This is a genomic window from Microbacterium sp. CFSPD4_SD4, assembly GCF_057364585.1.
Genome location: NZ_JBNFOC010000001.1, coordinates 198,450 through 224,005 on the forward strand (window position 1 = coordinate 198,450; position 25,556 = coordinate 224,005).

24 protein-coding genes are annotated in these 25,556 nt (G+C 70.4%); 19 read left to right on the plus strand and 5 right to left on the minus strand.

Annotation, left to right across the window (positions count from 1 at the left end; genetic code table 11):
- Nucleotides 1–62: 62 nt before the first annotated feature.
- The 7 genes from lepB (at nt 63) to AC2W7E_RS01020 (ending at nt 6,005) form a co-directional block, all read left to right on the plus strand.
- Complete coding sequence (gene lepB, locus AC2W7E_RS00990) at nt 63–788, plus strand: signal peptidase I (RefSeq protein WP_025103349.1); 726 nt, start codon at nt 63–65, stop codon at nt 786–788.
- Nucleotides 785–1,444, plus strand: coding sequence for a ribonuclease HII (locus AC2W7E_RS00995; protein ID WP_085607030.1), 660 nt, complete (start codon nt 785–787; stop codon nt 1,442–1,444). Before lepB ends, AC2W7E_RS00995 begins: the two co-directional genes overlap by 4 nt.
- A 56-nt stretch (nt 1,445–1,500) precedes the next feature.
- Nucleotides 1,501–1,827: a DUF2469 family protein gene (locus AC2W7E_RS01000; protein ID WP_017204525.1), complete on the plus strand. Its 327-nt coding sequence runs from the start codon at nt 1,501–1,503 to the stop codon at nt 1,825–1,827.
- 111 nt (nt 1,828–1,938) lie between these two features.
- On the plus strand, nt 1,939–2,301 hold the full coding sequence (locus AC2W7E_RS01005) for a YraN family protein (RefSeq protein ID WP_485988372.1): 363 nt from the start codon (nt 1,939–1,941) through the stop codon (nt 2,299–2,301).
- On the plus strand, nt 2,298–3,827 hold the full coding sequence (locus AC2W7E_RS01010) for a YifB family Mg chelatase-like AAA ATPase (protein WP_485988373.1): 1,530 nt from the start codon (nt 2,298–2,300) through the stop codon (nt 3,825–3,827). Before AC2W7E_RS01005 ends, AC2W7E_RS01010 begins: the two co-directional genes overlap by 4 nt.
- On the plus strand, nt 3,824–5,008 hold the full coding sequence (gene dprA, locus AC2W7E_RS01015; protein ID WP_485988374.1) for a DNA-processing protein DprA: 1,185 nt from the start codon (nt 3,824–3,826) through the stop codon (nt 5,006–5,008). The genes AC2W7E_RS01010 and dprA overlap by 4 nt, the downstream gene beginning before the upstream one ends.
- A 94-nt stretch (nt 5,009–5,102) precedes the next feature.
- Nucleotides 5,103–6,005: a tyrosine-type recombinase/integrase gene (locus AC2W7E_RS01020; RefSeq protein ID WP_485988375.1), complete on the plus strand. Its 903-nt coding sequence runs from the start codon at nt 5,103–5,105 to the stop codon at nt 6,003–6,005.
- Nucleotides 6,006–6,026: 21 nt separating this feature from the next.
- On the opposite strand, the gene AC2W7E_RS01025 is transcribed toward AC2W7E_RS01020, so the two are convergent.
- Nucleotides 6,027–6,629, minus strand: coding sequence for a murein hydrolase activator EnvC family protein (locus AC2W7E_RS01025; protein WP_485988376.1), 603 nt, complete (start codon nt 6,627–6,629; stop codon nt 6,027–6,029).
- A 306-nt stretch (nt 6,630–6,935) separates the two neighbouring features.
- On the opposite strand from AC2W7E_RS01025, the gene rpsB reads away from it, so the two are divergent.
- The 9 genes from rpsB to AC2W7E_RS01070 all read left to right on the plus strand — a co-directional run bounded on the left by rpsB (nt 6,936) and on the right by AC2W7E_RS01070 (nt 13,695).
- The gene (gene rpsB / locus AC2W7E_RS01030; RefSeq protein ID WP_025103356.1) at nt 6,936–7,877 is read left to right on the plus strand and encodes a 30S ribosomal protein S2; all 942 of its coding nucleotides are present in this window, start codon (nt 6,936–6,938) and stop codon (nt 7,875–7,877) included.
- Nucleotides 7,878–7,918: 41 nt separating this feature from the next.
- Nucleotides 7,919–8,746, plus strand: a complete 828-nt coding sequence (gene tsf, locus AC2W7E_RS01035) for a translation elongation factor Ts (RefSeq protein ID WP_025103357.1) — start codon at nt 7,919–7,921, stop codon at nt 8,744–8,746.
- 90 nt (nt 8,747–8,836) lie between these two features.
- A complete protein-coding gene (gene pyrH / locus AC2W7E_RS01040; RefSeq protein ID WP_025103358.1) occupies nt 8,837–9,553 on the plus strand; it encodes a UMP kinase in 717 nt (238 codons plus the stop codon).
- Nucleotides 9,554–9,620: 67 nt separating this feature from the next.
- Nucleotides 9,621–10,175: a ribosome recycling factor gene (gene frr / locus AC2W7E_RS01045; protein ID WP_062766584.1), complete on the plus strand. Its 555-nt coding sequence runs from the start codon at nt 9,621–9,623 to the stop codon at nt 10,173–10,175.
- 5 nt (nt 10,176–10,180) lie between these two features.
- Entirely contained in the window at nt 10,181–11,326 is a 1,146-nt protein-coding gene (locus AC2W7E_RS01050) for a phosphatidate cytidylyltransferase (protein ID WP_485988377.1), read from the plus strand.
- Nucleotides 11,326–11,928 (plus strand): DivIVA domain-containing protein, encoded by a 603-nt coding sequence (locus tag AC2W7E_RS01055; RefSeq protein WP_485988378.1) that lies wholly within the window; start codon nt 11,326–11,328, stop codon nt 11,926–11,928. Before AC2W7E_RS01050 ends, AC2W7E_RS01055 begins: the two co-directional genes overlap by 1 nt.
- A 67-nt stretch (nt 11,929–11,995) precedes the next feature.
- Nucleotides 11,996–12,679 (plus strand): aggregation-promoting factor C-terminal-like domain-containing protein, encoded by a 684-nt coding sequence (locus AC2W7E_RS01060; RefSeq protein WP_025103362.1) that lies wholly within the window; start codon nt 11,996–11,998, stop codon nt 12,677–12,679.
- Nucleotides 12,680–12,688: 9 nt separating this feature from the next.
- A complete protein-coding gene (locus AC2W7E_RS01065) occupies nt 12,689–12,976 on the plus strand; it encodes a hypothetical protein (protein WP_485988379.1) in 288 nt (95 codons plus the stop codon).
- A 2-nt stretch (nt 12,977–12,978) separates the two neighbouring features.
- The gene (locus AC2W7E_RS01070; protein ID WP_485988581.1) at nt 12,979–13,695 is read left to right on the plus strand and encodes an alpha/beta hydrolase; all 717 of its coding nucleotides are present in this window, start codon (nt 12,979–12,981) and stop codon (nt 13,693–13,695) included.
- A gap of 18 nt (nt 13,696–13,713) precedes the next feature.
- On the opposite strand, the gene AC2W7E_RS01075 is transcribed toward AC2W7E_RS01070, so the two are convergent.
- Nucleotides 13,714–14,775 (minus strand): AI-2E family transporter, encoded by a 1,062-nt coding sequence (locus AC2W7E_RS01075; protein WP_025103365.1) that lies wholly within the window; start codon nt 14,773–14,775, stop codon nt 13,714–13,716.
- A 178-nt stretch (nt 14,776–14,953) separates the two neighbouring features.
- On the opposite strand from AC2W7E_RS01075, the gene AC2W7E_RS01080 reads away from it, so the two are divergent.
- Together AC2W7E_RS01080 and AC2W7E_RS01085 are read left to right on the plus strand one after the other, a co-directional pair.
- Nucleotides 14,954–16,897: a DUF8094 domain-containing protein gene (locus AC2W7E_RS01080; RefSeq protein WP_315105101.1), complete on the plus strand. Its 1,944-nt coding sequence runs from the start codon at nt 14,954–14,956 to the stop codon at nt 16,895–16,897.
- 5 nt (nt 16,898–16,902) lie between these two features.
- Nucleotides 16,903–17,829, plus strand: a complete 927-nt coding sequence (locus AC2W7E_RS01085; protein ID WP_485988582.1) for a tetratricopeptide repeat protein — start codon at nt 16,903–16,905, stop codon at nt 17,827–17,829.
- A gap of 38 nt (nt 17,830–17,867) precedes the next feature.
- Here AC2W7E_RS01085 and glgB read toward each other — a convergent pair whose 3' ends face one another.
- The 3 genes from glgB to glgX all read right to left on the minus strand — a co-directional run bounded on the left by glgB (nt 17,868) and on the right by glgX (nt 24,272).
- On the minus strand, nt 17,868–20,069 hold the full coding sequence (gene glgB, locus AC2W7E_RS01090) for a 1,4-alpha-glucan branching protein GlgB (RefSeq protein ID WP_485988380.1): 2,202 nt from the start codon (nt 20,067–20,069) through the stop codon (nt 17,868–17,870).
- The gene (locus tag AC2W7E_RS01095; RefSeq protein ID WP_396654569.1) at nt 20,066–22,135 is read right to left on the minus strand and encodes an alpha-1,4-glucan--maltose-1-phosphate maltosyltransferase; all 2,070 of its coding nucleotides are present in this window, start codon (nt 22,133–22,135) and stop codon (nt 20,066–20,068) included. Before AC2W7E_RS01095 ends, glgB begins: the two co-directional genes overlap by 4 nt.
- A gap of 64 nt (nt 22,136–22,199) precedes the next feature.
- Complete coding sequence (gene glgX, locus AC2W7E_RS01100; protein ID WP_485988381.1) at nt 22,200–24,272, minus strand: glycogen debranching protein GlgX; 2,073 nt, start codon at nt 24,270–24,272, stop codon at nt 22,200–22,202.
- Nucleotides 24,273–24,373: 101 nt separating this feature from the next.
- Between glgX and AC2W7E_RS01105 the strand changes: the two genes are divergently transcribed.
- Entirely contained in the window at nt 24,374–25,549 is a 1,176-nt protein-coding gene (locus AC2W7E_RS01105) for a cysteine desulfurase family protein (protein ID WP_485988382.1), read from the plus strand.
- Nucleotides 25,550–25,556 lie beyond the last annotated feature (7 nt).

The window sequence follows — 25,556 nt, forward strand, 5'->3', positions numbered from 1 at the left end:
CCCCGGTGTGCGAACCTTGTTACTGCCGTGCGCTCACGGTGCACTCTTCGAGAAGGAACCAGATGACTGACTCTCCGTCCGCACGCCCGACACGACGGCGGCGCGGGTTCCTGGTCTTCCTCCGAGACGTGCTGGTCATCGTCGTCATCGCCGCGCTGGTGTCCTTCGTCATCAAGACGTTCGTCGTGCGCTCGTTCTACATCCCCTCGGCCTCCATGGAGCGGACGCTGCTGATCGACGACCGCATCCTCGTCGACGAGCTCACGCCGCGGTGGACCGGCTACGAGCGCGGCGACATCGTCGTCTTCAAGGATCCGGGCGGGTGGCTCGACCCGATGCCGCAGGCGCCGGCACAGCCGCCGCTGGTCAAGGCCGTCGACTGGGTTCTCACCTTCGTGGGCATCTCGGCGACCGACACCCAGGACCACCTCGTCAAGCGCGTGATCGGGGTCGAGGGCGACCACGTGGTGTGCTGCAACGCGCTGGGGCAGATCACGATCAACGGCGCCCCGATCGACGAGCTGAGCTACCTGAACCTCCCCGAGGGGGACACCGCGGCCTCCAACGAGCCGTTCGACGTCGTCGTGCCGGAGGACTCCGTATGGCTCCTCGGCGACAACCGGGACCGCTCCCGCGACGCCCGCGCACACCAGGAGCTGCCCAGCGGCGGTTTCGTCCCCGTCTCCAACATCGTGGGCAAGGCGTTCCTGACCACTTGGCCGCTCGACCGATTCGGACCGATCGACGGCCACCACGACATCTTCACCGGAGTGCCGGACCCCGAATGACCGTCATCACGCCTCGACTGACCCTGGAGCGGAAGCTCCTGGGGGAGTGCGACCTCATCATCGCCCTCGATGAGGTCGGTCGCGGCGCACTGGCGGGACCGGTGGCCGTCGGAGCAGCCGTGATGGACGCCACAGGCGCCCGCCGTCGGGTTCCGGAGGGCCTGCGCGACTCGAAGCTGGTCCCCGAGCGCCGGCGCCCCGACGTCGCCGCCCGGGCGGCCTCCTGGGTGCAGGCCTCGGCTGTCGGCTGGGCGACCGCGGCGGAGGTCGACGAGGTCGGGATCATGCGGGCGCTGGGGCTCGCCGCCTCGCGGGCCGTGGAGGGGGTGGTGGCGCTGGGCGCGACGGTCGAGAACGCCCTGGTGCTCCTCGACGGCAACCACGACTACGTCTCGCGTGTGCATCCCGTGCCCCTGCGCGTGCGGCCCGTCATCAAGGCGGATCGCGACTGCGCCTCGGTGTCCGCGGCGTCGGTGATCGCGAAGGTCGCGAGAGACGGTCACATGGCGGAGCTGCACGAGGGCCACCGTGACTACCAGTGGGATCGCAACAAGGGGTACGCGAGCCCGGAGCACCGGGAGGCCATCCGCTCGTTCGGGCTCTCCCCGTTCCACCGGTCCTCGTGGGCGATCGCCGACGCGCCGACGCTGTTCTGAGAGGCCGCGCCCGGGATGCCGCGACCGGCGCCGGACGACCATAGGATGGACTCATCATGGATGAGGAAGCCTTCGACGACTACGACCGCGAGCTGGAGCTCGCGCTGTTCCGCGAGTACCGCGACGTCGTCTCTCAGTTCCAGTACGTCGTGGAGACCGAGCGTCGCTTCTACCTGGCCAACGAGGTCAACGTCGTGCGGCGGGACACCGAGCACGACTTCTACTTCGAGATCTCCATGAGCGACGTGTGGGTGTGGGACATCTACCGGGCCGACCGCTTCGTGAAGGCCGTCCGGGTGCTCACGTTCAAGGACGTGAACGTCGAGGAGCTCCAGCGTCGCGAGTTCGAACTGCCGCAGGAGCTCTCCCTCGACGGAGAGTGACGCGACGCGCCGTTCCTGCACAGCGGTGACATTCTTCGCCGTTCCCACAGCCTCTGGAGCGTTCGCGCGGGACCACGGCGGTGACGGGGTGCTGACGTCCATCCTTTCGGGATGGCAGCGAAAGACGACCTCGGGCGAGCCGGGGAGCAGCAGGCAGCGGACTATCTGACGAAGCGCGGGTATCGGATCGTCGATCGTAACTGGCGGTGTCCCCAGGGGGAGCTGGACATCGTGGCGATCCTCGGGGCACGCCTGTCCGTCATCGAGGTGAAGACGCGGCGGTCGACGGCGTTCGGGCACCCGTTCGACGCCATCGACGACCGGAAGCGTCGGCGGCTGTGGCGGCTCGCTCATGCGTGGCGGGCGGAGCATCCCGATCTGGCGCGCGGACGGGTCCTCCGGGTGGAAGCGATAGGTATCACCGGTGCGTCCCCGGGGACAGCCACCGTCGAGCACCTCGAGGACATCGCATGAGCACCGCACGCACGTGGTCCGTGGCGCTCACGGGAGCGGACGGGCACGTGGTGGAGGTCGAGGCCGACCTCTCCCCGCAGACGCCGGAGTTCCGCATCATCGGGCTCCCGGATAAATCCCTCGGGGAGGCGGTGCAGCGCGTGCACAACGCCTGCGTGAACTCCAGCCTCCCGCTTCCGCGGCGGCGCCTGACGGTGAACCTCTCACCGGCGAGCCTGCCCAAGCACGGCTCCGCCTTCGACCTCGCGATCGCGGTGGCCTGCCTGGCCGCGAGCGATGTGATCGCTCGGCGCGCCGTCCGGCAGACCGTGCACCTGGGGGAGCTCGGGCTGGACGGGCGCCTGCGTCCCGTGCCGGGCGTGCTTCCCGCCGTCTTCGCCGCCGCGCGAGCGGGGTTCGAGCGTGTGATCGTGCCCCACGGCAACGCGACCGAGGCGGGTCTCGTCGCCGGCGTGGAGGTGCGTGCCGCCGCCTCGCTCGCGGAGGTCGCCGCCTGGCACGGCGCGGAGGTGGACGTGCCCGACGTCGAGCCGGTCCCGGGGCCGCAACCGCCGGAGGACGACCCCGATCAGCGCGATCTGAGCGATGTCCTCGGACAGGAGGAAGCCGTCGAGGCGCTCATCGTCGCGGCCGCCGGTGGCCACAACATGCTCCTGAGCGGTCCGCCGGGAGCAGGGAAGACGATGCTCGCAGGGCGTCTGCCCGGGATCATGCCGCCGCTGACCGAGCAGGAGGCCATCGAGGTGGCCTCGGTGCGCTCCCTCTGCGGTGAGGCCGTGACCGGGCTCGACCACCAGCCTCCTCTGGTCGCTCCGCACCACAGCGCCTCGGTGGCGGCGATGGTGGGAGGCGGATCGCGGACGGCACGACCCGGAGCGGTGGCCCGTGCGCACCGGGGCGTCCTCTTCCTCGACGAGGCGGCGGAGTTCCCGCGGGTGGCCCTGGATGCGCTCCGTCAGCCGCTCGAGACTGGCTTCGTGGACGTGCATCGGTCCGGCTTCGTGGTGCGCTTCCCGGCGCGGTTCCAGCTGCTGCTGGCGATGAATCCGTGTCCCTGCGGCAACCGGGGCGTGCGTGATGGCGACTGCATCTGTCCGCCGCAGGCGCTGCGACGCTATGCCACGCGGCTCTCCGGACCGTTGCGCGACCGGCTCGACATCGATCTCCCGGTCACGCGCGTCGCCGCGTCGCGCTCGCTGGCGGGTGAGCGGTCGGGTGTCACGACCGTCGAGGCGCGAAATCGCGTCGGCGCGGCGCGCGCACGGGCCGAGCGGCGTTGGCGAGGCACGCCGTGGCGTCGGAACGCGGAGATCCCGGGCACGGTGCTCCGGCATGGCGGGTTCCGCCTCCCCGTGGAGGTTCGCGCGGGTCTCGATCGGGCGCTGGAACGCGGCGCGTTGACGCTCCGCGGCTACGACCGCGTCCTCCGGGTCGCCTGGACCATGGCCGATCTCTCCGGGCGGGACAGTCCCGGCTCGGACGAGGTCGGTCGCGCCCTGCTTCTGCGGACGGGGGCGGCACGATGATCGACGGACTCCTCTCCCAGAAGGCTGCGCTCGACGCGGCGCGGTGCGTGCGCGGGACAGAGGAGGTGACGGAGGCGCTGGCGCGGATCGCGTGGTCCGTCATCGCCGACCCGGGGGACGCCGTCGCCGCGACCCTCGTGCGCGAGTTCGGACCCGCCGACGGGCTGCGCTTCGCGTTGGACGGGGCCGGGCGGTCCTGGCCGGTGGTACGCGCGGTGGGGGCGCGGCGGGCCCTCGACGACGCCCGCACCCGGTGGCGGCAGCGCGCCGATCCGGGGGCGGTGATCGGCGCCCTCCGTGGCGCGCGGAAGGCGGGTGCGAAGTTGCTGCTCCCCGGAGACCCCGACTGGCCGACGGCTGTCGACGATCTCGATGCGGAGGCGCCGATGGTGCTGTGGGTGCGCGGGCGCAGCGACCTCCTGACGAGCGCCGCGCGTGTCGCCATTGTTGGTGCCAGAGCGGCCACCGCTTATGGCGAGCGGGTCGCCGCCGACATGGCCGGAGATCTGGCCGTGGGCGACACGGCTGTCGTGTCCGGCGGAGCTTATGGCATCGACGGAGCGGCACACCGCGCCGCGTTGACCGTCGGCGGGGGAACGATCGCGGTCCTCGCCGGGGGAGTCGACCGCCCGTACCCCGCCGGTCACCGTAACCTCCTGGCCCGGATCGCGGTCGACGGGGTCGTCGTCAGCGAGGTGCCGTGTGGCACGGCGCCGACGCGGTGGCGCTTCCTCGCGCGCAATCGACTGATCGCGGCGCTGGGGCAGGCCACGGTGGTCGTCGAGGCGGGCTGGCGCAGCGGCTCCCTCAATACGGCGGGGCATGCGGCGACGCTGGGCAGGCCGCTCGGCGCGGTACCCGGTCCGGTGACGTCCGCGTCCTCGGCTGGCTGTCACCGGCTGCTGCGCGAATACGACGCGGTGTGCGTCACCTCCGCGGCGGAGGTCGCCGAGATGCTCCCTGTCGGTGCCCGGTCGCCCCGGGGACGTGAAGCGACGGACGAGGGGCGGGTGGGGCTCCTCCGCGCGCTGAGCACGCGGACCGCTCGGACGGAGGCGGAGCTCGCGCAGCGCGCGGGTCTCACCGTCGAGCGGACGAGGGCCCTGCTCGGTCTGCTCGACCTCGACGGGCTCGCTCGCCGCGACGGGGACGGCTGGCGCGGGAGGGGCGCGGCGCCCTAGGGGTACGCGCTGACGGGGTGCGGGGGCGCTCGTCGTCGGTCGCGCCCGGCGGGGCGCGTCGCTCTGAAGGCGGGGGAGCGGCAGGCTTGGGGATATGGACTTCGCGGTCGCTGTCGAGGCGTTCGCCGACCACCTTGAGAAGGTGCGTCGGCTCTCTCCGGCGACCGTGAAGGCGTACCGCTCCGATCTGCGAGACCTCGGGGCGAGCGTCGGGGGCGGCCCGGTCGACCGGATCGACCTGGAGATGCTGCGCGAATGGCTCTGGCAGGCGACCCAGCGTGGTGACGCCCGTGCGACGCTGGCCCGACGCGCAGCCACCGCGCGGGCGTTCTTCGGCTGGGCGCGCGAGCAGGACATCGTCCCCGTCGACCCCAGCCTGCGGCTCGTGGCGCCGAAGCGCGCGAAGACGCTGCCGACGGTGGCATCGAAGGACGCGATGTCCGAGTTGTTGGAACGACATCGGCAGGCGGCGGCCTCGGGTGATCCCATCGCCCTCCGCGACCATGCGGTGCTGGAGCTCCTCTACGGCGCCGCGGTCCGCGTCTCCGAACTCTGCGGCCTCGACATCGACGACCTGGATCTCGATCGGGGGACGGCCCTCGTGCGGGGCAAGGGCGACAAGGAGCGCGTCGTCCCGTTCGGCGCGCCGGCGCGGGATGCGCTCACCGCCTACCTGCGCCGCGCTCGACCGGCTCTGCTCGCGCGGTCCGGCGCCGCGTCGCCCGCCGTCTTCCTCGGCAGTCGCGGGGGACGTATCGGTCCGCGGACGGTCTACGAGGTGGTCGCCCGTGCGCTCGCGCCCGTCGTCGGCGCCGAGACCGTCGGTCCGCACGCCCTCCGCCATACGGCGGCGACCCACCTGCTGGACGGTGGTGCGGATCTCCGCGCGGTGCAGGAGATCCTGGGGCACGCGAGCCTGGGCACCACCCAGATCTACACGCATGTCTCGGCGGAGCGGCTGACGGCGACGTATCGTCTGGCGCACCCTCGGGCCTGAGCGCGAAGCCCGCGCGTCGGGTCATCCGTCGCAGCAGGGCAGGAGGCGCGCCCGCAGGAGACCGCCGAACAGCACCATCGGGTTGAGGTACTCGCCGTCGCGTCGTACCCCGATGTGCAGCGCGTCCGGGGGAGTGTGACCGCCCGTGGCGACACGGCCGATGTCCTGGCCCCGGCGGACCGGGTCTCCCGCGCGCAGGGGCGACTCCACCGGCTCGAACGTGCTCACGAGACCGTCGGCGTGTCGGATCGTGAGCAGCGGGCGGTCGACGACGACGCCCTGGAACGCGACCACCCCCTCCGCAGGGGCGAGGACGGGGTCGCCCGCGCTCGCGACGATATCCATACCGCGGTGCCCGGGACCGTAGGCGTGCGCCGGCGCGCGGTAGGCGACGCTCACGCGCCGAGTCCCCTCGACGGGCCACCGCCAGGGAACGTCGGAGACGAACTCGTCGGGCACGGGCGTGAGGCCGTGCGGTGCCGACGCCGCTCGCGCGGCGGGAGGAGACGGGAACGGAGCCCCGCCGCACAGGAGCACGACAGCGGCGAGCACGGTGGCGATCAGCACCCGGAGCAGCGAGGGGTGCGGGAGAGAGCGAGGGCGAGGAGGGGATGGAGGAGTCATCACGCGAGTGTGCGTGGCCGGTGCGGGCCGGTGGAGCGGGTTCTCTCCGCCGGGGCCGGAGGCAGGGGAGAAGACCAGGAATTGCGCTGCTGGGGAGGACGAGCTGTGGGCGCATGATCCTGTATGCTGGACGAGCACCTCGATCTCGGGGTGACTACGCGTGCCCAGAGCGACTCCGTCGTGGCATCCACTCCCGCAGGTCCCGTCTCCGAACGGGTGGGCGTGAGCCGGGCACCAGGATGTCCGACCGTCCGGTCGGCATGACAACCTCAACGGCGCGTCCCGCGCCAGAATCAGGAGACGACCATGGCTGTGGTCACCATCCGCCAGCTGCTCGACAGCGGCGTGCACTTCGGACACCAGACCCGTCGGTGGAACCCGAAGGTGAAGCGCTTCATCCTCACGGAGCGCAGCGGCATCCACATCATCGACCTCCAGCAGTCGCTCGGCTACATCGACAAGGCGTACGACTTCGTCAAGGAGACCGTGGCGCACGGCGGCACGATCCTCTTCGTCGGCACCAAGAAGCAGGCGCAGGAGATCCTCGCGGAGCAGGCCACGCGCGTCGGCCAGCCCTACGTGAACCAGCGCTGGCTCGGCGGCCTCCTCACCAACTTCTCCACCATCGCGAAGCGTCTCGCCCGCATGAAGGAGCTCGAGGAGCTCGACTACGAGAACCCCTCCGCCTCCGGCTTCACGAAGAAGGAGCTGCTGCTCAAGAAGCGCGAGCTGGACAAGCTGCACAAGTCGCTGGGCGGTATCCGCAACCTCACCAAGACGCCGTCCGCCCTCTGGGTCGTCGACGCCAAGCGTGAGCACCTCGCCATCGACGAGGCCAAGAAGCTCGGCATCCCGGTGATCGGCATCCTCGACACCAACGCCGACCCGGACGATTTCCAGTACCCGATCCCCGGCAACGACGACGCCATCCGTTCGGTGTCGCTGCTGACGCGCATCATCGCCGACGCCGCCGCCGAGGGCCTGCAGCAGAAGCACAACCCGGAGTCGGGCGACGCCGAGCCGCTGGCCGAGTGGGAGAAGGAGCTTCTCGAGGCTCCCGTGCAGGAGTCCGCTGACGCCGCCGAGGTCGTGACCGCGGACGACGAGGCCGCCGTCGTCGAGACCCCGGCCGCCGACGCCACCGCCGCCGACGAGGCCGGTGCCCAGGCGCACGACGAGGCGATCGCCGCCGCTTCCGGTGAGGAGACCGCCGAGGTCGCCGCCGCCGAGGCCGCTGACGCCAAGTAATCCCTCGTACACCCACACAACGAAGCAAGGAGCCACCACACATGGCCAACTTCACCATCGCCGACCTCAAGGCGCTGCGTGAGCAGCTCGGCACGGGAATGGTCGACACCAAGAAGGCGCTCGAGGAGGCTGACGGCGACGTCGAGAAGGCCACCGAGATCCTGCGCCTGAAGGGTGCGAAGGGCAACGCCAAGCGCGCCGACCGTTCGACCAGCGAGGGCCTCGTCGTCGCTCGCGAGCAGGACGGCGCCGTGACGCTCGTCGAGCTCGCCTGCGAGACCGACTTCGTCGCGAAGAACGAGCGCTTCATCGCGCTGGCCGACAAGGTCGCCGACGCCGTCGCCGCCGTGAAGGCCGACTCGGTCGAGGCCGCCCTGGCCGCTCCGGCGGGCGACAAGACCGTCGAGCAGCTCATCTCGGAAGAGGCCGCCATCATCGGCGAGAAGGTCGAGCTCCGTCGCGTGCGCACCGTCACCGGTGACAGCGTCGAGGTCTACCTGCACCGCACGAGCAAGGACCTGCCGCCGCAGATCGGCGTCGTCGTCGCCTACACGGGTGACGACGCCGCGACCGCGCGCAGCATCGCCCAGCACATCTCGTTCGCCAACCCGTCGTACCTGTCCCGCGAGGACGTTCCGGCGGACGCGGTCGAGAAGGAGCGCGAGATCGTCACCGAGATCTCCCGCAACGAGGGCAAGCCCGAGGCCGCCCTGCCGAAGATCGTCGAGGGCCGTGTCGCCGCGTTCATCAAGCAGGTCGCCCTGCTCGAGCAGGACTACGCGAAGGACAACAAGCTCTCCGTCGCCCAGGTGGCGAAGGACGCCGGTATCACCGTGACGGACTTCGCGCGCTTCAAGGTCGGCGCGTAGCACTGTCGAAGGGGTTCGGATCACTCGATCCGAACCCCTTCTTCATGCCCACCAGGCACTATCTTGAATCGGAACGAGAGGACATCCCCCATGACTGAACGCACCGGACGCCGCCGCGTCCTCCTGAAGCTCTCCGGAGAGGCGTTCGGCGCCGGTCAGCTCGGCGTGAACCCTGACGTGGTCAGCCAGATGGCGCGGGAGATCGCCGCCGCGGTCGACCGCGTCGAGGTGGCCGTCGTCGTCGGCGGGGGCAACTTCTTCCGCGGCGCGGAGCTCAGCCAGCGGGGAATGGACCGCGGACGAGCGGACTACATGGGCATGCTCGGCACCGTCATGAACGCGCTCGCGCTGCAGGACTTCCTGGAGCAGGCGGGCGCCGCCACCCGCGTGCAGTCCGCGATCTCGATGACCCAGGTCGCCGAGCCCTACATCCCGCGTCGCGCAGAGCGCCACATGGAGAAGGGCCGCGTCGTGATCTTCGGCGCCGGCGCAGGCCTGCCGTACTTCTCCACCGACACCGTGGCCGCACAGCGCGCCCTGGAGATCGGCGCGCAGGAGGTGCTCGTCGCCAAGAACGGCGTCGACGCCATCTACACCGCCGACCCGAACAAGCACGCCGACGCGGAGCGCATCGAGCGCGTGACCTACCGCGACGCGCTGCAGCAGGGACTCAAGGTCGTCGACTCCACGGCGTTCAGCCTGTGCATGGACAACAACATGGACATGCGCGTCTTCGGGATGGAGCCGGCGGGCAACGTGACCCGCGCGCTCCTGGGCGAGCCCATCGGCACGCTCGTCACGGCCTGAGCGCCTGCACGGGACGGGAGCCCGCTCCCGATAGAATTTCCAGAACACCCCGACGATAGGAGCCACCGTGATCGCGGACGTCCTCGCTGAAACCACCACCCGCATGTCCCGGGCCGTCGAGGCTGCCAAGGAGGACTTCTCCACGGTGCGCACGGGTCGTGCGAACCCCCAGCTCTTCCAGAAGGTGCTGGTCGACTACTACGGCACGCCGACGCCGCTGGCGCAGCTCGCCTCGCTCGCCAACCAGGAAGCGCGCACGCTCATCATCACGCCGTACGACAAGTCGGCGCTCAAGGCGATCGAGCAGGCGATCCGCGACATGCCGAACCTCGGGGCGAACCCCACGAACGACGGCAACCTCGTGCGGGTCACGATGCCCGAGCTCACCGCCGAGCGGCGCAAGGAGTACGTGAAGCTCGTGAAGTCGAAGGCCGAGGACGCCAAGGTCCACGTCCGCGGCATCCGCCGGAAGGCGAAGGACGAGCTCGACGCTCTGAAGAGCGAGCTCGGCGAGGACGAGATCGCCCGCGGCGAGAAGGAGCTGGACGCGCTGACCCGTCAGCACGTCGACCTCATCGACGACGCGCTCAAGCGCAAAGAGGCCGAACTCCTCGAGGTGTAGCTCGTATGTCCGATGAATCGCGCGGCGCCGAGGAGGGCACTCCGGTGACCCGCCGGGAGGCACAGCCGGACCGGGTCTCCGATGGGGGTGCCCCGCTCGGCGATGCGTCGTTCCCGGGATTCGACGCCGGGAGCGTGCCGCCGCGTCCACCTCTCCCCGTCACGCCTCCCGCTCCTTCCGTCACGGCGGAGCGGCTGGACACCGCGGATCACAACGCGATCCGCGAGCAGTGGCGCCAGGCGCGGGATGAGTTCGGGACGCACGTGTCGCACGCCCGCGACCAGCTCGATCAGGCCAACGAACGCATCAAGCAGCGCACCGGCCGCGACCTCGTGCTCGCGATCGTGATCGGGCTCGCTTTCGGCGCCGCCCTCCTCGGATCGCTGCTGTTCATCAAGGCGCTGTTCGTCCCGTTCGCGCTGGCCGCCGCCCTCCTCGGCGTCTACGAGTTGTCCCGGGCGCTGCGGGCGGCCGGACGCCGCGTGGATGTGATCCCGCAGCTGGTCGCGGCCACCTTCCTGGTGCTGTCCGCGTACTTCGCCGAGCCGTGGCTGAGCTGGGTCATGCTGTTCGTCGCCGTGGCCTTCGTCATCGTGTGGCGGCTGCTCGCCCAGATGGTCGAGAAGGACGGTCGCACCTACGGTGACGTGCTCACCGACGCCGTGATCGGCGGTTTCATCCAGGTGTACGTGCCGTTCCTCGCCGGCGTGGCCCTCATCCTGCTCGAGCAGGAGGGCGGCCAGTGGTGGGTGCTGAGCTTCATCGCGATCGCGGTGGCGGCCGACACCGGGGCGTACGCCGCGGGTCTGGCGTTCGGCCGGCATCCGATGGCGCCCCGGATCAGCCCGAAGAAGACCTGGGAGGGCTTTGGCGGCGCCGTGGTCGCCTCCTTGGCGGCGGGCGTGCTCCTGGCCCTGTTCCTCCTCGATCTGCCCTGGTGGGGCGGCGTGATCTTCGGGGCGGCGATCCTTCTGTCCGCGACGCTCGGCGACCTCGGCGAGTCCATGCTGAAGCGCGACCTGGGCATCAAGGACATGAGCTCCTGGCTCCCCGGCCACGGCGGTCTCCTGGATCGCCTGGACAGCATCCTGCTGTCGACCATCCCCGCCCTGTGCCTGTACTTCCTCCTCTCTCCCTGGTTGGTGCTCTGATGAACGACAGCGGTGCTGTGATCAACGACGACGGGGTCGACACCTCTGCGCGCAGCACGGCGAAGCCTGCGTTCGCGCTCACGAGCGGTCGCACCAAGGGCTACCACCGTGCGGCCGTCGACACTTTCCTCGCCTCGGCGCGTCGGGCGTTCGAGGGCGGAGGAGACGATCTCACCGCCGAGGACGTGCGCACCGCCTCGTTCCCCCTCGTGAAGGAGGGGTATGCGGTGGCGGAGGTCGATGCCGCGCTCGGCCGGGTCGAGGATGCTTTCGCGGCCCGAGAGCGCGAGCGCGCCGTGCGCGCCCGCGGAGCGGGAGCCTGGGTGGAACAGGCCAGGGCCGATGCACAGGTGATCCTCGACCATCTCGCGCGTCCGCGGCGTCATCGCTTCGCCCGCACCGGAATCCTCACCTTCGGGTACCGCGTCGACGAGGTCGATCACGTCACCTCCCGCATCGTCCGGTACCTCCGCGACGGCGACGCGCTGACCGCAGAACAGCTGCGGTCCGCGGCGTTCCGCATGCAGCGTGGCGGCTACCGCGAGGAGCAGGTCGATGCGCTGCTCGACGCCACGATCGACGTCATCCTGGCGGTCCGCTGAGCCTGCCTGATGGCCTGTTCAGGCAGGTATGCGTAGACTGTCCACCATCGTGAACTCCCGAAACGACATGATTCCCGAACGAAGCGACGCCGCGCTGGTACCCGCAGCGACGGCCACGTCCGCCTCCCGAGGCACGCGACGCTGGTCGCGTCGCCGGGGTGTCGCCGGTGTCTTCAGCTCTCTCGCGGTCGTCGGATTCGCCGCCGCGATGGTCGCTCCGACCGGCGTCGCCCTCGCGCAGCCGGTCGCCACGGAAGCTCCGGACTCCGTGTACGCGGCGGCTCTCGCGGACACGCAGAACCTCACCGTCACCGTGGAAGGCGCAGCGATCACCCCCGTCGAGCGCGGGTCCTTCGAGGTGTACGTCAAGCCGAAGCCCAAGCCCAAGCCGAAGCCGGCGGCTCCCGCGAGCACGCCGTCGTCCGGTTCGCAGGGCGGGTCCTCCGGCGGGGGTCTCCCGCCGTACAGCGGCGGCGGTGCGCCGGCGGAGTGGATGGCCGCGGCCGGCATCGCTCAGGGCGACTGGCAGTACGTCGACTACATCGTGTCGCGGGAGAGCGGGTGGAACCCGAACGCCACCAACTCCTCCTCCGGTGCCTGCGGGCTCGTCCAGGCTCTGCCCTGCAGCAAGGTGCCCGGCAACGGCTACAACCCGGTGGACAACCTCCGCTGGGCCACCGGCTACGCCACCGGTCGGTACGGCAGCTGGGCCGGCGCGTACAACTTCTGGGTCACCAACCACTGGTGGTGAGCCGGCACCATGCCCCGCTCACGTCGTCGTCCTTCCGCGCGCCCTGAGGGCGAGGATTCGTTCGATCGCCTCCTCGCCGGGTGGAAGCGCACCGAGGTGCGTCGTGGCGCGGAGTGGACGGTCCAGCCGGTCTCCGCCGTCCAGGCGCAGAAGGCCTACGTCTGCCCAGGCTGCGGCCGGTCCGTCGACCCCGGGACCGCGCATCTCGTCGCCTGGCGGGCGGATGGCATCCTCGGCGAGGCGGCGGCGCTGGCCGACCGCAGACACTGGCACACCCCCTGTTGGAGGATCGCATGACCATGGAGATCCGCGGACCGCTCGAGCTCCCCGCGACGCGTGAGGACATCGAGCTGCACACTGCAGACGGGCTCACGCTGGTGGGCGAGCTGGCGGTGCCCGAGACGGCCGCCCCGGTGGCCACGCTGGTGACGCTGCATCCGCTGCCGACGGCGGGCGGCTTCATGGACTCGCACATCATCCGCAAGGCGTCCGCACGCCTGCCTGCCCTGGCCGATCTCGCCGTCCTGCGGTTCAACACGCGCGGCACGACGTCGCCGCGCGGCACGAGCGAGGGCGCGTTCGACGGTGGGGCTGCGGAGCAGTTCGACGTCGCCGCCGCCATGGACTTCGTGCGTGACCGCGGACTGCCTCGCCCCTGGATCGTCGGCTGGTCGTTCGGAACGGAGCTCGCGCTGAAGTACGGCGCCGACCACGACATCGATGGCATCATCCTGCTCTCGCCGCCACTGCACCGCGCGACGGCGGAGGAGGTCGCCGCTTGGGGGACGACCGACCACCGCGTCGTCATCCTCGTCCCCGAGCTGGACGACTACCTGCGCCCCGCCGAGGCCCGGGAGCGGTTCGCGAGCATTCCGCACGCGCAGCTGATCGCCGTCGACGGCGGGAAGCACCTGTGGGTGGGGGAGACGCAGACGCGGCGCGTGCTCACCGAGATCGTCGCCGCGGTCAACCCGTCGGCCCTGCCGCTGCCGACGCACTGGCCCGTCGAGGGCTGACGCGGAGCGACGGTCCGGTCACCGCTCGTTCATGCGGGGGATCAGCACCTGCCGGTAGATGATGAGGATGCTGGCCGCCACGGGGATCGCGATGAGCGCGCCGAGCAGGCCGAGCAGGCTTCCTCCGGCGAGGGCGGCCACGACCACCACGGCGCCGGGCACCGACACGGCGCGGCTCATGATCCGCGGCGAGATCACGTACGCCTCGATCTGCATGTAGATGAGGTAGTAGATCGCCGCGGCGAGAGCCGTGCCGGGGGAGCCGAGACCGGGGATCAGGCAGACGAGGACGATGATCGTCGAACCCGTCAACGTGCCGACGAGGGGGATGAGCGAGAAGAAGAAGGCGACGACGGCGAGGACGGCGGGGAACGGCGCGTCGATGATCGTGAGGTAGATGGCGCTGAGGATGCCGTTGATGACTCCCTGGCTGACCTGCCCCATGACGTAGTAGCCCACGGAGTCGGTGATCTGCTCGGAGAGGTCGATGAAGCGGTCCCGCTTGGACGCCGGCACGAGCTGGTACACCGCGCGCTTGAGCGAGGGGGTGGAGGCCGTGAGGTAGATGGTCAGGATGAGCACGATGAAGGCGCCGAACACCCCGCTCAGCACGGCCCCGCTGGCGACGAGCACGCCTTGACCGATCGATCCGCCGATCTCGGCGAGGTTTGTCGCCAGCCAGTCCTCGACGTAGGCGAACACGTCGTCGACGCGGAGGTTGGGGAAGGTCTCCTGGATCCACGTGCGCAGGTCCTCGATGGCGGTTCCCCGCTGCACGATCGCCGTGATCTGCGCGATGAGCTGGGAGATCTGGTCGACCAGCACCGGGAGGACGATCAGCACGATCCCGCTGAAGACCGCCAGCACGGCGACGATCGTGACCAGGACCGCGAGCCAGCGGGGCAGGCGCCGTCGCTCGAGGAACGTGACGAGCGGATCGAGCCCGAGGCTGAGGAAGAGAGCGGTGCCGATGTAGAGCAGCACCGTTGACAGCGTCTGCACGCTGCTGATCAGCACGATGCCGAGGCCCACGCCGAGTGTCGCCACGAGGGCGGTGCGGAACGGGTTGTGGATCTTCATGCAGACTCCTCGGAACGGCTGCAGCAAGGCTACCCATGACCGGCCACGACGCGTCGCCGACGTGCCGCAGCGTCACCAGGGGAGGGGCCTCGTGGTCAACACACAGGTGACTTCGCTAGTCTGAAATGTCGAGTGTGGCGTCACGGGCGGGAAGCCGTGGTGCGTGAGGAGACTATTCGTGCGTTTCGTATGGGCCGTCGTGGCCTTCGTGCTGGCTGCCGTGCTGATCGGTGCGGGGATCGCCCAACGCACCGTCTTCGTCGGCCCTTCGTCTGAGGAAGCCCGCGTCGATATCGAGGAGCCCGCGCCTTACGTGCTCCTGGACGGCGACGTCCTGCGGATCAACGCCGGCGCGCAGAAGCTGCTCATCCGCGGCGAAGGTGAGATCTTCACCAGCTACGGGCGCACGGCCGATATGGAGGCCTGGCTCTCCGACGCCGAGTACAACCACGTGACCGTCGGGGACGAGGACGAACTCGTCGTCGAACATGTCGCCGCAGCGGACGACGAGGGGTCGACCGAGACACCGGCGCCGGAGGCCACTGAGACGGCGGCGCCGGAAGCCGACGCCGATGCACCCGCGGGTCGCAACCCCGCCGGGTCCGATCTGTGGCTCGACTCGTTCACCGATGAGAACTTCCTCTCCACCGACAAGATGCAGCTCCCGGAAGGGACCAGCGTGCTGATCGCCTACGACGGCACCAAGGACGCGCCGGACGACATCGTCGTCTCCTGGCCGCTGGACACGCGGACGCCGCTGGCGGGACCCCTCATGGCGGCCGGCGGCCTGGTGCTCCTCGTGGGGCTGGTCCTCTACGTGCTCGCGATCCGCCACCAGCGCCGTGGTCGGGGCCCGCGCCGGAAGGGTCCGGGGCCGCTTCCCTCGACCCAGCCGATCGACGTGGCGGCCCTTCCGCCGTCCGAGCGGGATGCCTTGGAAGCCGCGGACGGGGCGCAGTCGCCGACACCGGCGGGGAAGGACGACGTGGACGACGCGGAGATCGTCGACGAGAAGGAGCAGGACGGGAAGAGTACGATGCGAGCCGAGCGCCCGAGGCGTCGTCGGCGCCTGCTCGCCCTCCCCGCCATCGGTCTGACCGCGCTGCTGGCCTCAGGCTGCACGGCCGACTCCTGGCCCGAGTTCGGGGACGCTTCCGAATCGCCGTCTCCGACGCCGACGGTGATCGCCCCCGAGAACCAGAAGCCGCCGGCGGTCACCGAGACGCAGGCCGAGCGGATCCTCCGGGAGGTCTCCGATACTCTCGTGCAGGCCGATGAGGCGAAGGACCTCGACCTCGCGGCGACCCGTCTCGACGGCGCTCCGCTGACGACGAGGACCACTGACTACGCCCTGCGCGCGAAGCTCCCGGATCGGGCCGCGCCCACTGCGATCCCCACGGACGACGTCGAGGTGGTGCTCCCGGAGGCGACGGATCGTTGGCCGCGCACGGTCCTCATGCTTTCGAAGAGCACCGGCGACGACACTGTGCCGCCGGTGGTGCTCACCATGACACAGGCCGACCCCTGGTCCAACTACAAGGTGACCAACATGGCGGAGATGTCGGCGGATGCCGTGTTCCCCGAGGTGGCTGCGAGCTGGCTGGGGACCTCGCTGGTCCCGGCAGACTCGGCCTTTCTGTCCGTGCCGCCGAACGAGGTCGCGGCGGCGTTCGCCGATGTCGTCGACAACGGTGAGAAGAGTGCCTCGTACGGGCAGTTCGACGACTTGGCGCTCAACCTCGCCACGTCGATCAGGGACAGCAGGCAGAACCTGGTGCAGGGGCTGGCTGATGCCGGCGCCGCGAAGACGTCCAAGGCGGCGTTCGACATGAAGCCGACGACGGCGGATCCGGTTTCGATGACGACGCTGGACAGCGGCGCCATCGTCGCGGTCTCCGTTCTCGACGTCGAGACGATCACCCCCACGTCCTCCGACGTCGTCATCCGTTTCGGTGACAATGAGGAGGCGAAGGCGCTGACCGGGGCGAAGGAGTCTGCGAAGGGCGCCGAGACGACATACGAGTTCCAGTTGTTCTTCGCCGTGCCATCTCAGGGCTCGAGTGAACCGATCCGCCTCCTGGCCTCGCGTCAGGATCTCGTCTCCGTGAAGGTGATCAAGTGAGTGAGATGTCTCCCGCGGCCCTGCGAGGCGCCGTCGATCTGTCCAGTCTGCGCAACCGTCCGTCCGCGCCGGCGAGCGGTGCGGCTGCCCCCTCGAACTCCCCGGTGGCCGATGTCGTCGTGGATGCGACAGATCAGAACTTCGGTCAGGTGCTCGAGCTCTCCCGCACAATGCCGGTCGTCGTCGACCTCTGGGCCGAGTGGTGCGGGCCGTGCAAGCAGCTGAGCCCGATCATCGAGAAGGTCACCCGTGAGCTGGGCGGACGCGTCCTCCTCGCCAAGGTCGACGTCGACGCCAACCCGCAGCTCGCGCAGAGCTTCCGCGCGCAGTCGATCCCGATGGTCGTCGCCCTCATCGCCGGTCAGCCGGTCCCCATGTTCACGGGCGCGGTTCCGGAGCAGCAGGTCCGCGAGGTGTTCGCGCAGCTGCTGCAGGTGGCGGCGCAGAACGGGGTGTCCGGGTCGCTGCCCGTCGGAGAGGGCGAGGCGGCCGAGGCCGCCGCCCCGGCCGAGCCCGAGCTGCCGCCGCTGCACGCGGAGGCCTTCGCCGCGATCGAGCGCGGGGACTACCGTGCCGCCATCACCGCCTACGAGAAGGCCCTCGCCGAGAACCCGCGCGACGAGGACGCCATCGCCGGTCTCGGTCAGGTCCGCCTGCTCGACCGCGTGCAGGGGCTCGACCTCCAGGCCGCGCGCGCAGCAGCCGCCGCCGCACCGCAGGATGTGCAGGCGCAGTTCGACGTCGCCGATCTGGACCTCGCCGGCGGACACGTCGACGACGCGTTCGGCCGTCTGCTCGACCTGTTCGCGCAGCTGCCGTCGGATCAGCGGACGCCTGTGCGCGAGCGCCTCGTCGAGCTCTTCGGTCTCATCGGAGCCGGAGACCCGCGCGTGATCGCGGCCCGCAACCGGCTCTCCTCGCTGCTCTTCTGAGCGGTCTGCGCGGGGGAACGCCCCCGCGCAGACCCCCGTCAGCCGTTGTTCACGGTGGGGACGTGGGGCTCCGGCTGATAGCGGAGCCACAGCGTCGATAGGGCCGGCAGCGTGATCGAGGCCGTCGCCGCGCCCCCGTCTCCGGATTCGGCGACCACCATCCCGAGGTTGCCGGAACCGCGTCCGCCGTAGACGTCGGCATCGGAGTTCAGGATCTCCTGCCAGACGCCGGGGCGCGGCAATCCCAGGCGGTACCCGGTGCGCTCCACGCCGGCGAAGTTGCTGACCACGACCAGACGGCCGCCGTGCGCGTCCCGCCGTTCGAAGGCGATCACGGACGGATCCCAGCTCGGTGCCCCGAGCCGCGTGAACCCCGAGCCGTCGCTGTCGCGCTCCCAGAGCGGTGCCTGCGCCCGGTACACCCCGTTCATCGCGGCGACGAAGTCCTGGAGCTGGGCGTGCGAAGGCTGGTCGCGGAGCCACCAGTCCAGCTCGCGCCCCTCCGACCACTCGGCGAGCTGTCCGAACTCCTGACCCATGAACAGCAGCTTCTTGCCCGGATGCCCCCACATGTACGCGAGGTAGGCGCGGACGTTCGCGAGCTTGTGCCAGTGGTCGCCGGGCATCTTCGACAGCAGGCTGCCCTTGCCGTGCACGACCTCGTCGTGACTGATCGGCAGCACGTAGTTCTCGCCGAACGCGTAGACGAACGAGAAGGTCATCTCGCCCTCGTGGTGCGCCCGGTACATCGGGTCTCTGCCGATGTACTGCAGCGAGTCGTTCATCCACCCCATGTTCCACTTGAATCCGAACCCGAGGCCGGCGTGATCCGTCGGCGCGGTGACACCGGGGAAGCTCGTGGACTCCTCGGCGATCATGAGGATCCCGGGGTGCAGGCGGTAGGCGGTGGCGTTGACCTCCTGGAGGAAGCGGATCGCCTCCAGGTTCTCGCGTCCGCCGTGGATGTTCGGCTCCCACTCACCCTCGCGACGCGAGTAGTCGAGGTAGAGCATCGAGGCGACGGCGTCGACGCGCAGACCGTCGACGTGGAACTCCTCGAGCCAGTACAGCGCGTTCGCGACGAGGAAGCCGCGGACCTCGGGACGACCGTAGTCGAAGATGAGCGTGCCCCAGTCCTGGTGCTCTCCGCGCCGGGGGTCGGGGTGCTCGTACAGGGGCTGACCGTCGAAGCGCGCCAGGGCGAAGTCGTCCTTGGGGAAGTGGCCCGGCACCCAGTCCATGATGACGCCGATGCCGGCCTGGTGCAGGCGGTCGATGAGGTAGCGCAGGTCGTCGGGGGAGCCGTACCGGCTCGTCGGCGCGTAGTAGCCGCTGACCTGGTATCCCCAGGATCCGCCGAACGGATGCTCGGCGAGCGGCATGAACTCGACGTGAGTGAACCCCGTCTCCTGCACGTGCGCGATCAGCGGATCCGCCATATCGCGGTATCCCAGGCCGCCCCGCCAGGAGCCGACGTGCACCTCGTACACCGCCAGCGGCTGCGCGACGGCATGCGTGGCGGCGCGACGCGTCATCCACGCGCCGTCCTCCCAGACGTAGGACGACGCCGTCACGACGGAGGCGGTCTCCGGCGGCACCTGCGCCGCCAACGCCATCGGGTCGGTCTTGAGGATCCAGCTGCCGCTCCGCGTCCGGATCTGGAACTTGTAGCGGGTCCCGACGGGGAGGTCGGGGATGAAGAGCTCCCAGACGCCGCTCGCGCCGAGCGAGCGCATGGCGTGGCTCTCGCCGTTCCAGCCGTTGTGATCGCCCACCACACGGACGGCCGTGGCATCGGGCGCCCAGACGGCGAAGGACACGCCCTGCTCGTCGCCCTGCGTGCGGGGATGGGCTCCCAGCGCCTCCCACAACCGCTCGTGCCGGCCTTCGGCGATCAGATGAAGGTCCAGGTCGCCGAGGGTCGGCGCGTGACGGTACGGGTCGCCCGCGACGCTCTCCTCCTCGCCGCGGTAGCGCGTCGCGAGACGGTAGGGGAGCGGCGGTCCGGGGTGGGTGCCCTCCCACACCCCCTGCGCGACGTGGGTGAGCGTCAGGCGGCTGCCGTCGTCGAAGACCGCCTCCACCGTCTCGGCGAGCGGACGGCGAGCCCGGATCACGGTCACGGCCCGATCCGCCGCATCCTTCCCGGGGTGGGCGCCGAGCACGGCGTGCGGTGCGTGGTGCCGCCCTTCCGCCACGGCCTCCCACTCGGCGTTCGCGGTGTCGTCGATGCCGCTCATGCGCGCTCCCTCACCTTCAGGATGTGGACCGGCTCGGCGAAGGCGTCGAGCCGGACGTAGTTGTGATCGGTCCAGGTCCAGACGCTGCCCGTGAGCAGGTCCTCCACCTCGTAGCTCTCACCCAGGGCGACGCCCCAGCGTGTGGTGTCGAGATGGACGGTCGTCTCGCGCACCGAGTGCGGGTCGACGTTCGCGACGACGATGAGCGTGTCCGGCCGCCCGGTTCCGGTGAAGGCGGCGTCGAGATGCTTGCTGAACACGAGGATGGCGTCATCGTCGCTCCAGTGCAGCTCGAGGTTGCGCAGCTGCCGCAGCGCCGGATGCGCCGCACGGATCTCGTTCAGCCGCCGCAGGAGCGGAGCCAGCGACTCCCCGCGCTCCTCGGCCCCCGCCCAGTCGCGGAACTTGTACTCGTACTTCTCGTTGTCGATGTTCTCCTCGGAACCCGGGCGGGCCACGTTCTCGATGAGTTCGTATCCCGCATACACGCCGTACACGGGGCCCGCGGTGGCGGCGATGCAGGCGCGGATGCGGTAGGCCGCGCGTCCGCCGAACTGGAGGTACTCGGTGAGGATGTCGTGCGTGTTGACGAAGAGGTTCGGGCGCATGTAGTCGGCCGTCTCGTGGGAGATCGTCGTGAGGAACTCCTCGAGCTCCGCCTTGGTGTTGCGCCACGTGAAGTAGCTGTAGCTCTGTTGGAAGCCCACCGCGGCGAGCGCGCGCATCACCGCCGGTCGGGTGAACGCCTCGGCCAGGAAGATCACGTCGGGATCCGTCTCGTTCACCGTCGCGATCAGCCACTCCCAGAACTGCAGCGGCTTGGTGTGCGGGTTGTCCACGCGGAAGATCCGAACCCCCTCCGCCACCCAGTGCCGGACGATCCGGAGCATCTCGGCGGCGATCCCCTCCGGGTCGTTGTCGAAGTTCAGCGGGTAGATGTCCTGGTACTTCTTCGGCGGGTTCTCGGCGTACGCGATCGTGCCGTCGGGGAGGGTGGTGAACCACTCCGGGTGGTCGCGCACCCAGGGGTGGTCGGGAGAGGCCTGCAGCGCGAGGTCGAGGGCGACCTCCAGTCCCTCCTTCCGCGCGGCCCGCACGAAGGCGCGGAAGTCCTGCGGGGTGCCGAGGTCAGGGTGGATCGCATCGTGCCCGCCCTCCGCCGCTCCGATGGCGTACGGCGAGCCCGGGTCCCCGGCCTCGGCGACGAGGGTGTTGTTGCGACCCTTGCGGTTGGTCGTGCCGATGGGATGCACGGGGACGAGGTAGATCACATCGAAGCCCATCCTGGCGACCTCGGGCAGGCGCTTCGCTGCAGTACGGAACGTGCCGCTGCGGACCGTTCCGTCCTTGAGGCGGCGGGCTCCCTCCGACCGCGGGAAGAACTCGTACCAGGCGCCGACTCCGGCGCGGGTGCGCTCCACGCGGAGGAGCTGCTCCGCGGAGGCGGAACGGAGCGTCGTGACGGGGCGATCGCGGAAGATCGCCGCGAGATCGGGGTCCACGGCACGTTCGGCGGCGACGACGGGGTCGCCGGCCCGGAGTTCCTCCGCCCAGGTCCTGAGGCGCGTGCGCTGCGCTGCGGGGCGGTCCTTCTCGGCAGCCGCCCGCTGCAGGAGCTCGGCTCCGAGGGCGGCCATCACGGGGACGTCCACCCCGGCGGCGATCTTCACGTGCGCGGCGTGTGCCCAGGTGGCGAAGTCGTCGGAGAACGCCTCGAAGCGATACCGCCAGAGGCCCTCCGCATCGAGGGCGATCTCCGCCTCCCAGCGATCGGTGCCGTCGGCGAGCGCCGTGAGCCGGTGCAGGCTCTCTTCGCCGGCCGGTGAGGTCAGTCGCACGTGCACGCCGATGAGGTCGTGCCCTTCGCGGAACGCCACGACGCGGAAGGGGACGACCTCGCCTGCGAACGCCTTGGCGGGGAAGCCTCCCGGAACCACCGGCGTGCCGTCCAGCAGCGGGATCCGGGTGGTCCGCAGGGTTCCGGGCTGGTCGGCGTCGACGGCGCGCGTCGGGATCTGAACGGGGCTCCGCAGAGCCGTGGGTCGGGTTCCAGCACGAGCAGTCACATGCCGAATCTACCGCTCGGCCCTGTCGGAACCTACCGCTCGACCCCGGCGCCGAACCGTGCTATCACTCCACCCGGAACAGGCGCATGGATGTGCCGGGGATCGGCAGCACGTCACCCGGAGCGTACGTCTCCTCGGCCTCCGACGGGCGCTCGTCGGCGCTCGACCAGAGGGAGACGAATCGGCTGGCACCCTCGATCTCCTCCGGGAGCCGCACGTCGATCGGCGCCTCCGTCCCGTGCACGATCAGGAGGATGCGGTTGGCGGGTTCCTTGTCCGGTGTGGAGGCGGCGACGTACTGCAGCGTGCGATTGCCGGGATCGGTCCACTGCCCCGGTTCCATGGTCGCGCCGTCCTGGTCGTACCAGTCCATGACCGAGGCGTTCGGGATGTGCTCGCCGAGGCGGGCATACCGACTCGGCCGCAGCGCCGGATTCTCCTCGCGCAACCGGGCGAGGCGCGCGACGTGGGCCCGGAGGTCGTCCTGCCAGGGCTCGAACTCCCAGGACAGCCAGGACAGCGGCGAATCCTGCGCGTAGGCGTTGTTGTTGCCGCGCTGGGACCGCCCCACCTCGTCCCCGGCGGTGAGCATCGGGATGCCGGCCGAGAGGAGGAGGGTGCCGAGCAGGTTGCGCATGGCCTTGCGCCGGGCGGTGAGGATCGCGGGATCGTCGGTCGGTCCCTCGACGCCGTGGTTGAACGAGCGGTTCAGGTCGGCGCCGTCGCGATTGTACTCGCCGTTGGCCTCGTTGTGCTTGACGTCGTACGACACGAGGTCGTGCAGCGTGAACCCGTCGTGCGCCGTGACGAAGTTGATGCTCGCGAGGGGTCCGCGGTCCTCGCTGAAGGTGTTGGACGATCCGGCGAGCCGGGTGGCGAAGCCGCCGATGCCGACCGGCGCCGAGGCTCGTCGTGCGTAGTCGATGTCGCTCAGCCAGAAGTTGCGCACGCGGTCGCGGTACCGGTCGTTCCACTCGTGCCACCCCGCAGGGAAGTTGCCCGTCTGCCAGCCGCCCAGTCCGACGTCCCAGGGCTCCGCGATGAGCTTGGTGTCCGCGAGGACGGGGTCGGCGGCGATCGCCTGCAGCAGCGGATGATCCGGAGTGTAGGCGTGAGCGCCGTCGCGCGCGATCGCCGTCGCCAGGTCGAAGCGGAAGCCGTCGATCTGCATCTCCTCGGCCCAGTACCGGAGCGAGTCCAGCACCAGTCGTGCGCCCGCGTCGGTGGCCGTGTTGAGCGTGTTGCCGCATCCCGTGGTGTCGATGTAGACGCCCGCGTCGTCCTGTCGGTAGTACCGCGCGTTGTCGATACCGCGGAGACTGGAGCGCGGCCCGCCGATGCCCTCCTCCGACGTGTGGTTGTACACGACGTCGAGGATCACCTCGAGGCCGGCCTCGTGCAGCAGACGCACCATGCCCTTGAACTCGGCGATGATCGCCTCGGGGCCCCGTTTCCTGGCGCCTTCCGTCGCGTAGGCGGCGTGGGGCGTGAAGAAGTTCAGGGTGTTGTAGCCCCAGTAGTTCGTCAGCCCCCGCTCCAGCAGCCGCGGCTCCGGGACGAAGGCGTGGACGGGGAGCAGCTCCACCGACGTCACCCCGAGCGTGCGGAGGTACGCGATCATGGCCGGGTGCGCGAGGCCCGCATAGGTGCCGTGCAGCGCGGGCGGGATGTCGGGGTGCCGCTTGGTCAGCCCCTTCAGGTGGCCCTCGTAGATCAGCGTCCGGTCGGCGGGGATCCGCGGCTTCGTGGAGCCGCCCCAGTCGAAGCCGTCCTCGATGACCACGGCTCGCCATTCCTGGTAGCCGTGTCCCTGGGCGAGGCCTCGCGCATACGGGTCGAGGAGCAGCGTCTCCGGGTTGAACGTGTTGCCGGGCCCGTGCGGACCCTCGACGCGGAGCGCGTAGCGGACTCCGGGCTGCAGCAACGGCGTCGTGACCTCCCAGACGCCTCCGGGCCGCCGTTCGAGCGGAGCCTGGTCGACGACCCAGTCGAGGTCCGTCGCGTCGAAGACGACGAGCTCGACGGCGGAGGCGTTCTGCGACCAGACCCGCAGCGTGCCGACGCCGTCGTGCAGCCGGACGCCGAGGTTGTCGAGGATCGCCCCACCGGGCACGACGGAGTCGGGGCACGAAGACATGGATACACCCTAAACGTGTTGCATTTCAGTCTCATGACAGGACGCACCCGGTCTCACGCGCAGACGGTCCGTCCGGGGCGCGGATCGGGGAGAATCGAAGCATGCGGCACTATCTCGACCACGCGGCGACGACCCCGTTGCGCCCGGAGGCCAGGGACGCGTGGCTGGAGGCGTCGGTCATCATCGGCAACGCGTCGTCGACGCATGGAGCGGGGCAGGACGCGCGCCGAGTGCTGGAGGAGTCACGGGAGCGGATCGCCGCGGTCCTCGGGTCCGACCCCATCGAGGTGGTGCTGACCTCCGGTGGGACGGAATCCATCAACCTCGCCCTCCAGGGACTGTGGCACTCGCGTCGTCCGGGGACGACCGCTGTCGTGGTGCCGGACGGCGAGCATCACGCGACGATGGACACGGTCGCAGCCCTGGTGGCCGACGGTGCCGAGGTGCGGGCCGTGCCCGTGTCTGCCCACGCGCGCATCGACGAGGACCGCTTCGCCGCGGCCCTGCCAGGGGCCGCGTTCGCGACCGCGCTCGTCGCGAACAACGAGACAGGGACGATCAACGGTGCGCCCGCGCTGGCGGCGGCCACGGCCGACGCCGGTGTACCCCTGCACCTCGACGCCGTCGCCGCTCTCGGGCATCTGCCGCTGTCCTTCCGGGACCTCCGCGGCCGCGCGGACGACGGCGTGGGCCTCGTGGCGCTCAGCGTCGCCGGACACAAGGTCGGCGCACCGGTCGGCGTCGGCGCGCTGGTGGTGGCCCGGTCCGCCCGGCTGACCCCGCTCCTGCGGGGCGGGGGCCAGCAGCGGGGTCTGCGTGCGGGCACGCAGGACGTGCCGGGAGCGGCGGCGCTGGCGACGGCGCTCGAACTCGCCGAACGGGAGCGGTCCGCCGAGAGCGTCCGGGTGGGCGGTCTGCGCGACCGCCTGGTCGAGGGCATCCGTGCGCGGGTGCCGGCGGCCGAGCTCCTGGGCGATCCCGATCACCGTCTTCCGGGTACCGCCCACCTGCTCTTCCCCGGTGCGGTGGGGGAGAGCCTGCTGTTCCTGCTGGACGTGGCCGGCGTCTCGGCCTCCACGGGCTCCGCGTGTCAGGCGGGGGTCGCCGAGCCTTCGCACGTCGTGATGGCGATGGGGCGCAGTGAGGCGGACGCCCGGAGCGTGCTGCGCTTCTCCCTCGGGCGCACGTCGACCGATGCCGATGTGGATGCGGTGCTGGCGGTGATCGGAGATGCCTACGCACGGGCATCCGGGGCCCGTGCAGCCGAGCGCTCGTAGACTGGAC

Excerpts from the sequence above, each read along its gene's own strand:
- AC2W7E_RS01055 (WP_485988378.1), top strand. The coding sequence starts at position 11,326 with ATGAACGACAGCGGTGCTGTGATCAACGACGACGGGGTCGACACCTCT.
- pyrH (WP_025103358.1), top strand. The coding sequence starts at position 8,837 with ATGACTGAACGCACCGGACGCCGCCGCGTCCTCCTGAAGCTCTCCGGA.
- rpsB (WP_025103356.1), top strand. The coding sequence starts at position 6,936 with ATGGCTGTGGTCACCATCCGCCAGCTGCTCGACAGCGGCGTGCACTTC.
- AC2W7E_RS01070 (WP_485988581.1), top strand. The coding sequence starts at position 12,979 with ATGGAGATCCGCGGACCGCTCGAGCTCCCCGCGACGCGTGAGGACATC.
- AC2W7E_RS01025 (WP_485988376.1), bottom strand. The coding sequence starts at position 6,629 with ATGACTCCTCCATCCCCTCCTCGCCCTCGCTCTCTCCCGCACCCCTCG.
- glgX (WP_485988381.1), bottom strand. The coding sequence starts at position 24,272 with ATGTCTTCGTGCCCCGACTCCGTCGTGCCCGGTGGGGCGATCCTCGAC.
- lepB (WP_025103349.1), top strand. The coding sequence starts at position 63 with ATGACTGACTCTCCGTCCGCACGCCCGACACGACGGCGGCGCGGGTTC.
- AC2W7E_RS01050 (WP_485988377.1), top strand. The coding sequence starts at position 10,181 with ATGTCCGATGAATCGCGCGGCGCCGAGGAGGGCACTCCGGTGACCCGC.
- AC2W7E_RS01105 (WP_485988382.1), top strand. The coding sequence starts at position 24,374 with ATGCGGCACTATCTCGACCACGCGGCGACGACCCCGTTGCGCCCGGAG.
- AC2W7E_RS01010 (WP_485988373.1), top strand. The coding sequence starts at position 2,298 with ATGAGCACCGCACGCACGTGGTCCGTGGCGCTCACGGGAGCGGACGGG.
- AC2W7E_RS00995 (WP_085607030.1), top strand. The coding sequence starts at position 785 with ATGACCGTCATCACGCCTCGACTGACCCTGGAGCGGAAGCTCCTGGGG.
- AC2W7E_RS01060 (WP_025103362.1), top strand. The coding sequence starts at position 11,996 with ATGATTCCCGAACGAAGCGACGCCGCGCTGGTACCCGCAGCGACGGCC.
- AC2W7E_RS01075 (WP_025103365.1), bottom strand. The coding sequence starts at position 14,775 with ATGAAGATCCACAACCCGTTCCGCACCGCCCTCGTGGCGACACTCGGC.
- AC2W7E_RS01005 (WP_485988372.1), top strand. The coding sequence starts at position 1,939 with ATGGCAGCGAAAGACGACCTCGGGCGAGCCGGGGAGCAGCAGGCAGCG.
- AC2W7E_RS01000 (WP_017204525.1), top strand. The coding sequence starts at position 1,501 with ATGGATGAGGAAGCCTTCGACGACTACGACCGCGAGCTGGAGCTCGCG.
- dprA (WP_485988374.1), top strand. The coding sequence starts at position 3,824 with ATGATCGACGGACTCCTCTCCCAGAAGGCTGCGCTCGACGCGGCGCGG.
- tsf (WP_025103357.1), top strand. The coding sequence starts at position 7,919 with ATGGCCAACTTCACCATCGCCGACCTCAAGGCGCTGCGTGAGCAGCTC.
- AC2W7E_RS01065 (WP_485988379.1), top strand. The coding sequence starts at position 12,689 with ATGCCCCGCTCACGTCGTCGTCCTTCCGCGCGCCCTGAGGGCGAGGAT.
- AC2W7E_RS01020 (WP_485988375.1), top strand. The coding sequence starts at position 5,103 with ATGGACTTCGCGGTCGCTGTCGAGGCGTTCGCCGACCACCTTGAGAAG.
- AC2W7E_RS01085 (WP_485988582.1), top strand. The coding sequence starts at position 16,903 with ATGTCTCCCGCGGCCCTGCGAGGCGCCGTCGATCTGTCCAGTCTGCGC.
- glgB (WP_485988380.1), bottom strand. The coding sequence starts at position 20,069 with ATGAGCGGCATCGACGACACCGCGAACGCCGAGTGGGAGGCCGTGGCG.